Annotated in this window: 1 protein-coding gene; it reads right to left on the bottom strand. The window is 39.7% G+C overall.

What is annotated here, in order from left to right; translation table 11 throughout:
• Window positions 1–836: GntP family permease (locus RB298_RS33340; RefSeq protein WP_486050609.1), on the bottom strand; the 836-nt coding region annotated here is incomplete at both ends.

Raw genomic sequence — 836 nt, 5'->3', positions numbered from 1 at the left:
GCTAATACGTTTGTTGTAACAGCTCCATTAATAAGTGGATTTGTAAAAGTATGTGAGATGCTATCTCGTACAGTTGCAAATCCGGGAAGAGATGCAATAACTCCACCAAAACCATATTCAGAACCTGTATTCATAGCTGCTAGCAGAGCTCCGCCAATACTGGCATTAATACCTTGTTGAAATCCACTAGTCACGCGCTTCCAATCATAGGCAAGTGCTGTAAGAATACCTAGCACTAAAGCTAGCTCTACCGACCAAATTCCTGTTACTGTTGCTAAGTCTACTTTTCCAAAGGCTTCTAAACCTAACTTAGAAAAATCAAAACCTTGTGGGTACCACTTTGGAATAGATATAGTGAAAAATTTATTGGCCACTCCAACTAAAATCAGAGGAACAAATGCTAATACCTGACGCCCGATACTAGCAGAATTAGTAGAAGGAGCAGCTGACATATTAACTGTTTCAGCAGCAACAGCTGTCTCTTCCCCAGCGCCATTAAAACCAAAATAACCTTCACCTGCACTTTGAGCTTTTTTACGGCGTCTTTCCAAATAAAGAAGTCCTAAGCAAAGTACAAAGAGCGATCCGATTATTCCTAATATAGGAGCTGCATAAATATCTGTCTTAAAAAAAGAAGTCGGTATTACATTTTGAATTTGAGGTGTTCCCGGCATAGCATCCATTGTAAAAGATAAAGCTCCTAAAGCAATGGTTCCAGGGATAAGTCGCTTAGGAATGTTAGCTTCCCGAAAAAGGTTTGCTGCAAATGGATAAACGGCAAACGCTACTACAAATAAACTGACTCCGCTGTAAGTTAATATTGCACACATGAGAAC

The sequence above is a fragment of the Priestia sp. BR_2 genome, assembly GCF_041954005.1.
Lineage (GTDB): Bacteria > Bacillota > Bacilli > Paenibacillales > Paenibacillaceae > Paenibacillus_AQ > Paenibacillus_AQ lautus_A.
Note: the sequence above shows the minus strand (reverse complement) of the source record. Positions and strands in the feature narration are given on the sequence as shown.